The sequence below is a fragment of the Polaromonas sp. genome, from assembly GCF_031411155.1.
Taxonomy (GTDB): domain Bacteria; phylum Pseudomonadota; class Gammaproteobacteria; order Burkholderiales; family Burkholderiaceae_C; genus Polaromonas.
This window is the reverse complement of the sequence record NZ_JANOAL010000191.1, coordinates 1-7,423: the sequence shown is the minus strand read 5'-3', so window position 1 is coordinate 7,423 and position 7,423 is coordinate 1. Positions and strand designations below refer to the sequence as shown.

The 7,423-nt window shown below is 58.1% G+C and carries 7 protein-coding genes, 1 tRNA gene and 1 pseudogene; all 9 read left to right on the top strand.

Annotated features, from left to right (window positions below):
* Positions 1-343: pseudogene (gene tuf, locus RMO23_RS12215) on the top strand (elongation factor Tu); the annotation flags it as partial.
* A 27-nt stretch (positions 344-370) separates the two neighbouring features.
* A tRNA-Trp gene (locus RMO23_RS12210) sits at positions 371-446 on the top strand.
* Between the two features lie 134 nt (positions 447-580).
* Positions 581-964, top strand: a complete 384-nt coding sequence (secE, locus tag RMO23_RS12205) for a preprotein translocase subunit SecE (RefSeq protein WP_309681843.1) — start codon at positions 581-583, stop codon at positions 962-964.
* A 68-nt stretch (positions 965-1,032) separates the two neighbouring features.
* The gene (gene nusG / locus RMO23_RS12200) at positions 1,033-1,560 is read left to right on the top strand and encodes a transcription termination/antitermination protein NusG (protein ID WP_405041601.1); all 528 of its coding nucleotides are present in this window, start codon (positions 1,033-1,035) and stop codon (positions 1,558-1,560) included.
* 154 nt (positions 1,561-1,714) lie between these two features.
* The gene (gene rplK, locus RMO23_RS12195; RefSeq protein WP_309681840.1) at positions 1,715-2,149 is read left to right on the top strand and encodes a 50S ribosomal protein L11; all 435 of its coding nucleotides are present in this window, start codon (positions 1,715-1,717) and stop codon (positions 2,147-2,149) included.
* Positions 2,146-2,841: a 50S ribosomal protein L1 gene (gene rplA / locus RMO23_RS12190; RefSeq protein ID WP_309681838.1), complete on the top strand. Its 696-nt coding sequence runs from the start codon at positions 2,146-2,148 to the stop codon at positions 2,839-2,841. Before rplK ends, rplA begins: the two co-directional genes overlap by 4 nt.
* Before the next feature lie 278 nt (positions 2,842-3,119).
* Positions 3,120-3,653 carry a 50S ribosomal protein L10 gene (gene rplJ / locus RMO23_RS12185; protein ID WP_309681836.1) on the top strand — a complete coding sequence of 178 codons (534 nt, stop codon included), beginning with the start codon at positions 3,120-3,122 and terminating at the stop codon, positions 3,651-3,653.
* A gap of 28 nt (positions 3,654-3,681) precedes the next feature.
* The gene (gene rplL, locus RMO23_RS12180) at positions 3,682-4,056 is read left to right on the top strand and encodes a 50S ribosomal protein L7/L12 (protein ID WP_309681834.1); all 375 of its coding nucleotides are present in this window, start codon (positions 3,682-3,684) and stop codon (positions 4,054-4,056) included.
* A 258-nt stretch (positions 4,057-4,314) separates the two neighbouring features.
* A partial coding sequence (rpoB, locus tag RMO23_RS12175; RefSeq protein WP_309681832.1) for a DNA-directed RNA polymerase subunit beta occupies positions 4,315-7,423 on the top strand: 3,109 nt, incomplete at its 3' end.

The following is a 7,423-nucleotide window of genomic DNA, read 5'->3' as shown; positions in this document are numbered from 1 at the left end:
CACCAAGCGCGAAGACGTGCAGCGCGGCCAGGTGCTGTGCAAGCCCGGCTCGATCAAGCCGCACACCCACTTCACCGGCGAGATCTATGTCTTGTCCAAGGACGAGGGTGGCCGCCACACGCCTTTCTTCAACAACTACCGCCCCCAGTTCTACTTCCGCACCACGGACGTGACCGGTGCGATCGAGTTGCCAGAAGGCAAAGAGATGGTGATGCCGGGTGACAATGTGTCGATCACGGTCAAGCTGATCAACCCGATCGCCATGGAAGAAGGCCTGCGCTTTGCGATTCGCGAAGGCGGCCGCACCGTGGGCGCTGGCGTTGTGGCCACCATCATCGCGTAATTTGCAGGTTTTGCAGAGGTTTGACGGAGGGGTATAGCTCAATTGGCAGAGCGTCGGTCTCCAAAACCGAAGGTTGTAGGTTCGATTCCTACTGCCCCTGCCACCCGGCTCATTGACCGAAATTGATGCCGCAAGTGGTTTAAAAGATAAATAGCAAGCCCGCCGGGAGTCAAAAACTCCAGGTGGGCTTAAGCGTCTGAAAAGGCGCAAGAAGACTGAACAGGAAATCCGGCAACCATGGCCTCTTCTCAAGTTGAAACCGTCAGTACCAATGTCGACAAGGCCAAGCTGGGTTTGGCGGTCGTGCTGGTGCTGGCGTCGCTGGCCGGATTTTACCTGCTGGCCAAGCAGGGACAGGTGGCCCAGTGGGGTGCCCTGATCGCGGGTCTGGTGGCGGCGGTTGTTGTTTTTGTGTCGTCCGAACTTGGCAAGCGGTTTGTGGCCTTTGGTCGCGACTCCTGGCGTGAAGTGAAAAAAGTTGTCTGGCCCGCCCGCAAAGAGGCGATCCAGATGACGGCTTATGTGTTCGTTTTTGTGGTGGTGATGGCGTTGTTTTTGTGGCTGACCGACAAAACGCTCGAATGGGTGTTTTACGACCTGATCCTGGGATGGAAAAGATAATGAGCGATCTGAACGGCACGGTAGTGACTGAAGTGGCGGCGGGCGCGTCCCTGACTCCGACCCCCGGCATGCAGTGGTATGTCGTGCATGCCTACTCCGGAATGGAAAAGGCTGCCGAGCGAAATATCGTCGAGCGCATCAACCGGGCCGGCATGCAGTCGAAGTTCGGCCGTTTTCTGGTGCCCACTGAAGAAGTGGTCGAGATCAAGAATGGTCAGAAGAAAACCACCGAGCGTCGGTTCTTCCCGGGCTATGTGCTGGTTGAGATGGTCATGGATGACGAAACCTGGCACCTGGTCAAGCACACCAACAAGGTCACTGGTTTTGTGGGCGGCGCCAAGAATCGCCCGGCACCGATTTCCGAGGAAGATGTCCAGAAGATTGTGAACCAGATGCAGGTCGGCACCGAGAAGCCGCGCCACAAGGTCGAGTTTGAAACGGGCGAATATGTGCGCGTCAAGGACGGTCCGTTCACCGACTTCAATGGCACGGTGGAAGAGGTCAATTACGACAAGAACAAGGTCCGCGTTTCGGTGACGATTTTCGGGCGTGCCACGCCGGTGGAACTGGAATTCAGCCAGATTGAAAAAACCTGATAGCGCGCAAGCCATCGGGCAGATTTTGAAATTCGCGCCTTGCAACTCGGCGCGGTGGGTTCTTTTGGACCCTTATTGAGTTGTGTAACCCCCGGGGAGCCTGGTCCTGCCGTTTTGGTGGTGTTCAGGCGTTATGACCCGCAAGGAGAAAAGTATGGCGAAAAAAATCGTCGGCTTCGTCAAGCTGCAAGTGCCAGCTGGCAAGGCCAATCCGTCCCCCCCGATTGGTCCGGCATTGGGTCAGCGCGGCTTGAACATCATGGAGTTCTGCAAGGCATTCAATGCCCAGACCCAGGGTGTTGAGCCGGGCCTGCCACTGCCGGTGGTGATTACGGCGTACGCCGACAAGAGCTTTACCTTCATCATCAAGACACCCCCGGCGGTGACCCTGATCAAGAAGGCCATCAAGCTCGACAAGGGTTCGGCCACGCCGCACACCGTCAAGGTTGGCAAGGTCACCCGCGCCCAGCTGGAAGAAATTGCCAAAACCAAGATGAAAGACATGACTGCCGCCGATCTTGACGCCGCAGTTCGTACTATTGCCGGTTCCGCCCGTTCCATGGGTGTGACGGTGGAGGGTGTTGTATGAGCAAGCTGACCAAACGTCAAAAGACCATCGGCGACAAGATCGACAGCAACAAGCTGTACGCCTTGCCGGACGCCTTGGGTCTTGTAAAAGAGTTTGCTGTCGCCAAGTTCGATGAGTCCATCGATGTGGCGGTGCAACTCGGGATTGATGCCAAGAAGTCCGACCAGGTGGTTCGCGGCGCTGTCGTGTTGCCTAACGGTACCGGCAAGACCAAACGCGTTGCCGTGTTTGCCCAGGGGGCCAAGGCCGAGGAAGCCAAGGCAGCCGGCGCCGACATCGTCGGCATGGATGACCTGGCTGCCGAGATCAAAGCCGGCAAGATGGATTTTGATGTGGTGATTGCTTCCCCCGACGCCATGCGCGTCGTGGGTACGCTGGGCCAGATTCTTGGCCCGCGCGGCCTGATGCCCAACCCCAAGGTCGGCACCGTGACGCCTGATGTCGCCACCGCCGTGAAAAACGCCAAGGCTGGACAGGTCCAGTTCCGCGTCGACAAGGCCGGTATCGTGCACGGCACCATTGGCCTGCGTTCGTTTGATACGGCCAAGTTGCAAGGCAATCTGGCCGCGCTGGTGGATGCCTTGATCAAGGCCAAGCCGGCATCGAGCAAAGGTGTGTATTTGAGGAAAGTGGCGGTTTCGTCGACGATGGGCGTGGGCGTTCGCGTCGACACGCAATCCATCACAGCGTAATCGCAAAAATTTGAATGGCCCGCAGGGGTCATTCAACGTGGTGGGCTGCCGGGGCAATGTTCCGGCAGGTCATCCAGGACCGTTGGTGTGCCGGCTTGAATGAAAACTTTGAGCCCGGTGCTTAATCGAAAGACAGCCAACGCAGATGGCGGTCCCGCTGCTTGAATGGTTTTGAAAAGAATCTGAAACAGTTGGTCGCTGAATATGAGCGTGCTCAGGGATTGATGGCCGGCGAAAGCCGGTGGCAAACCGGAAAGCACATTTTTAAGGAGTAGACCTTGAGTCTCAATCGCAGTGAGAAACAAGCCGTCATTGATGAAGTGACCGGCCTCGCCGCTAAAGCTCAAACGCTCGTGATAGCGGAATACCGTGGCATCACGGTCGCTGACATGACCAAGCTGCGCAGCCAAGCCCGCGACAAAGGCGTGAACCTGAGTGTTCTGAAGAACACCCTGGCTCGCCGTGCCGTGGCGGGTAGCGCATTTGAGGTCGTGTCCGATCAGATGACCGGACCGCTGATCTACGGCTTTTCCATCGATGCCGTCGCTGCTGCAAAAGTGGTGGCGGACTTCGCGAAAACCAACGACAAGCTGGTGATTCGTGGGGGCGCATTTGGTGGCAAAACCCTGGACGTGAACGGCGTGAAGCAACTGGCCAACATCCCTTCCAAGGAAGTGTTGCTGGCCCAGGTGTGTGGCTTGCTGATGTCGCCCATTTCGCGTACGGCCGTTGTGCTGGGCGCGCTGGCGGCAAAAAAAGGCGGCGGCGACGCCCCTGTAGCTGAAGCAGCACCCGAAGCCGTAGCGGCTTAACTTGAACCAACTTTTTTAGGAAATCAAAATGGCATTCGATAAAGACGCATTTTTGACCGCGCTGGATAGCATGACGGTCCTCGAACTCAACGATCTGGTGAAAGCCATCGAAGAGAAATTTGGTGTGAGCGCAGCCGCCATGGCTGCTCCTGCTGCTGGCGGTGGTGCTGCCGCTGCGGTGGCCGAAGAGAAGACCGACTTCAACGTCGTGCTGCTCGAAGCCGGCGCCAACAAGGTGCAAGTCATTAAAGCAGTTCGCGAACTCACCGGTCTGGGCCTCAAGGAAGCCAAAGACCTGGTGGACGGCGCTCCAAAGAACGTCAAGGAAGGCGCACCCAAGGCCGACGCGGAAGCCGCCAAGAAAAAGCTCGAAGAAGCTGGCGCGAAAGTCGAACTCAAGTAATTCCTGGTGTTCGCAAAGGCTGGAAGACCGTAGTCGGTCTTCCAGCCTTTCGTGCTTCAAGGAGCACACCGCAAAGAAGGCAAATGCGGCCTTTTTTGCAGTGTTTTCTGACCCCCGACTACAGAAAACGCCTTGGTTCGGGTGACGTGCAATGCGTCACCGTCCGCCATGGTTGGTAGTGGCCAACCACCAAGCGTGCATGAATACGTGGTGTATTCAAGCCCGAGAGTCGCCAGAGCCCATCGACGCGGAGAACTCATGGCCCTTACTTCTAGCTACAGCTTCACCGAACGCAAACGCATCCGCAAAAGCTTCGGCAACCGCGAAAGCGTGTTGACGGTTCCCTATTTGCTGCAAATGCAGAAAGATGCCTACACGGCGTTCCTGCAAGCCGACCGTGCGCCCCAGAAGCGCACCGTCGAAGGCTTGCAAGCGGCGTTTGAAAACGCCTTCCCCATCGTCTCGCACAACGGTTTTGTCGAGATGAAGTTTCTCGAGTACAACCTGGCCAAGCCGGCCTTTGACGTGCGCGAATGCCAGACCCGTGGCCTGACCTTCTCTTCGGCCGTCCGCGCCAAGGTTCAACTGATCATTTATGACCGCGAGTCCTCCACCTCGCAGTCCAAGGTGGTCAAGGAAGTCAAGGAGCAGGAGGTCTACATGGGCGAAGTGCCGCTCATGACCGACAAGGGCTCTTTCGTGATCAACGGCACCGAGCGCGTGATCGTCTCGCAGCTGCATCGCTCGCCTGGCGTTTTCTTTGAGCACGACAAGGGCAAGACCCACAGCTCGGGCAAACTGCTGTTTTCGGCCCGCATCATTCCTTACCGCGGCTCCTGGCTCGACTTCGAGTTCGACCCGAAAGACATCCTGTATTTCCGGGTTGACCGTCGCCGCAAGATGCCGGTCACGATTCTGCTCAAGGCCATTGGCCTGAACCCGGAGTCCATCCTCGCGAACTTTTTTGTGTTTGACAACTTCCGTCTGATGGACAGCGGTGCACAACTGGAATTTGTTGCTGAACGCATGCGCGGCGAAGTGGCCCGTTTCGACATCACCGACAAAGCCGGCAAGGTTGTGGTTGCCAAAGACAAACGCATCACGGTTCGCCACACCCGCGAACTGGAGCAAAGCGGCACCACCACCATCAGTGTTCCTGAAGACTTTTTGCTGGGCCGCGTCGTTGCCAAGAACATCGTTGATGCCGACACGGGTGAAATCATTGCCAAGGCCAATGACGAGTTGAGCGAGTTGCTGCTGAAAAAGCTGCGCGTCGCTGGCGTGCAGGATCTGCAGGTGCTGTACACCAACGAACTCGACCAGGGTTCCTACATTTCGCAGACCCTGCGCTCCGATGAAACCGCTGACGAGTTTGCCGCGCGTGTGGCCATCTACCGCATGATGCGTCCCGGCGAGCCGCCTACCGAAGACGCGGTTCAGGCCCTGTTCCAGCGCCTGTTCTACAACCCGGACACCTACGACCTGTCCAAGGTCGGCCGCATGAAGTTCAATGCCCGCGTGGGCCGCGATTCTTCTACCGGCCCGATGGTGATGACCAACGAGGACATCCTCGCAGTCGTCAAGATTCTGGTGGATTTGCGCAATGGCAACGGCGAAGTCGATGACATTGACCACCTCGGCAACCGCCGCGTGCGTTGTGTTGGTGAACTCGCCGAAAACCAGTACCGCACCGGTCTGGCCCGTATCGAAAAAGCCGTGAAAGAGCGTCTGGGTCAGGCCGAGCAAGAGCCGCTGATGCCGCATGACCTGATCAACAGCAAGCCGATTTCCGCCGCCCTGAAGGAGTTCTTCGGCGCGTCGCAGCTGTCGCAGTTCATGGACCAGACCAACCCGCTGGCAGAAATTACCCACAAACGCCGTGTTTCGGCCCTTGGCCCCGGTGGCTTGACCCGCGAGCGCGCAGGCTTTGAAGTGCGTGACGTGCACGTGACCCACTACGGTCGCGTCTGCCCGATTGAAACGCCGGAAGGCCCGAACATTGGCCTGATCAATTCGCTGGCCTTGTACGCCCGCCTCAACGAATACGGCTTTATTGAAACGCCGTACCGCCGTGTGGTGGACAGCAAGATCACGACCCAGATCGACTACCTGTCTGCCATCGAAGAAGGCAAATATGTGATCGCCCAGGCCAATGCCTTGCTGGACGACGCCGGCACGCTGACGGGTGACCTGGTGTCGGCCCGTGAAAACGGTGAGTCGGTGCTGGTGAGTGCCGAGCGCGTGCAGTACATGGATGTGTCGCCCGCGCAGATCGTTTCGGTGGCGGCTTCGCTGGTGCCTTTCCTGGAGCACGACGATGCCAACCGCGCATTGATGGGCGCCAACATGTCGCGTCAGGCCGTGCCCGTGCTGCGCCCTGAAAAACCGCTGGTCGGCACCGGTATCGAGCGCGTCGCTGCGATCGATTCCGGCACCGTGGTAACGGCCAACCGCGGCGGCGTGGTGGACTATGTCGATGCAACCCGCATCGTGGTGCGCGTCAATGACGCCGAGGCGCTGGCCGGTGAAGTCGGTGTGGACATCTACAACCTGATCAAATACCAGCGTTCCAACCAGAACACCAACATCCACCAGCGCCCCATCGTCAAGATTGGTGACAAGCTGGACAAGGGTGACGTGATTGCCGACGGCGCATCGACCGACCTGGGCGAAATCGCCATTGGCCAGAACATGCTGATCGCCTTCATGCCCTGGAACGGCTACAACTTCGAGGACTCGATCCTGATTTCCGAGCGCGTGGTGGCTGAAGATCGTTACACCTCGATTCACATCGAAGAACTCGTGGTGATGGCGCGCGACACCAAGCTGGGTTCTGAAGAGATCACCCGCGACATCCCCAATCTGTCGGAGCAACAACTCAACCGCCTTGACGAATCCGGCATTATTTATGTCGGCGCTGAAGTCCAGCCGGGCGACACGCTGGTCGGCAAGGTCACGCCAAAAGGCGAGACCACGCTGACGCCGGAAGAAAAGCTGCTGCGCGCCATCTTCGGCGAAAAGGCCAGCGATGTGAAAGACACCTCGCTGCGCGTGAGCCAGGGTTCGCAAGGCACGGTGATCGATGTGCAGGTCTTCACGCGTGAAGGCATTGTGCGCGACAAGCGTGCCCAGCAGATCATTGACGACGAGCTCAAGCGCTTTCGCCTGGATCTGAACGACCAGCTGCGTATTGTGGAAGCCGATGCGTTTGACCGCATCGAAAAGCTCCTCAACGGCAAGGTCGCCAATGGCGGCCCGAAAAAGCTGGCCAAGGGCACGACCATCGACAAGGCCTACCTGGCCGATGTCGAGAAGTACCACTGGTTTGACATTCGTCCGGCCGACGATGAAGTCGCTTCGCAGCTGG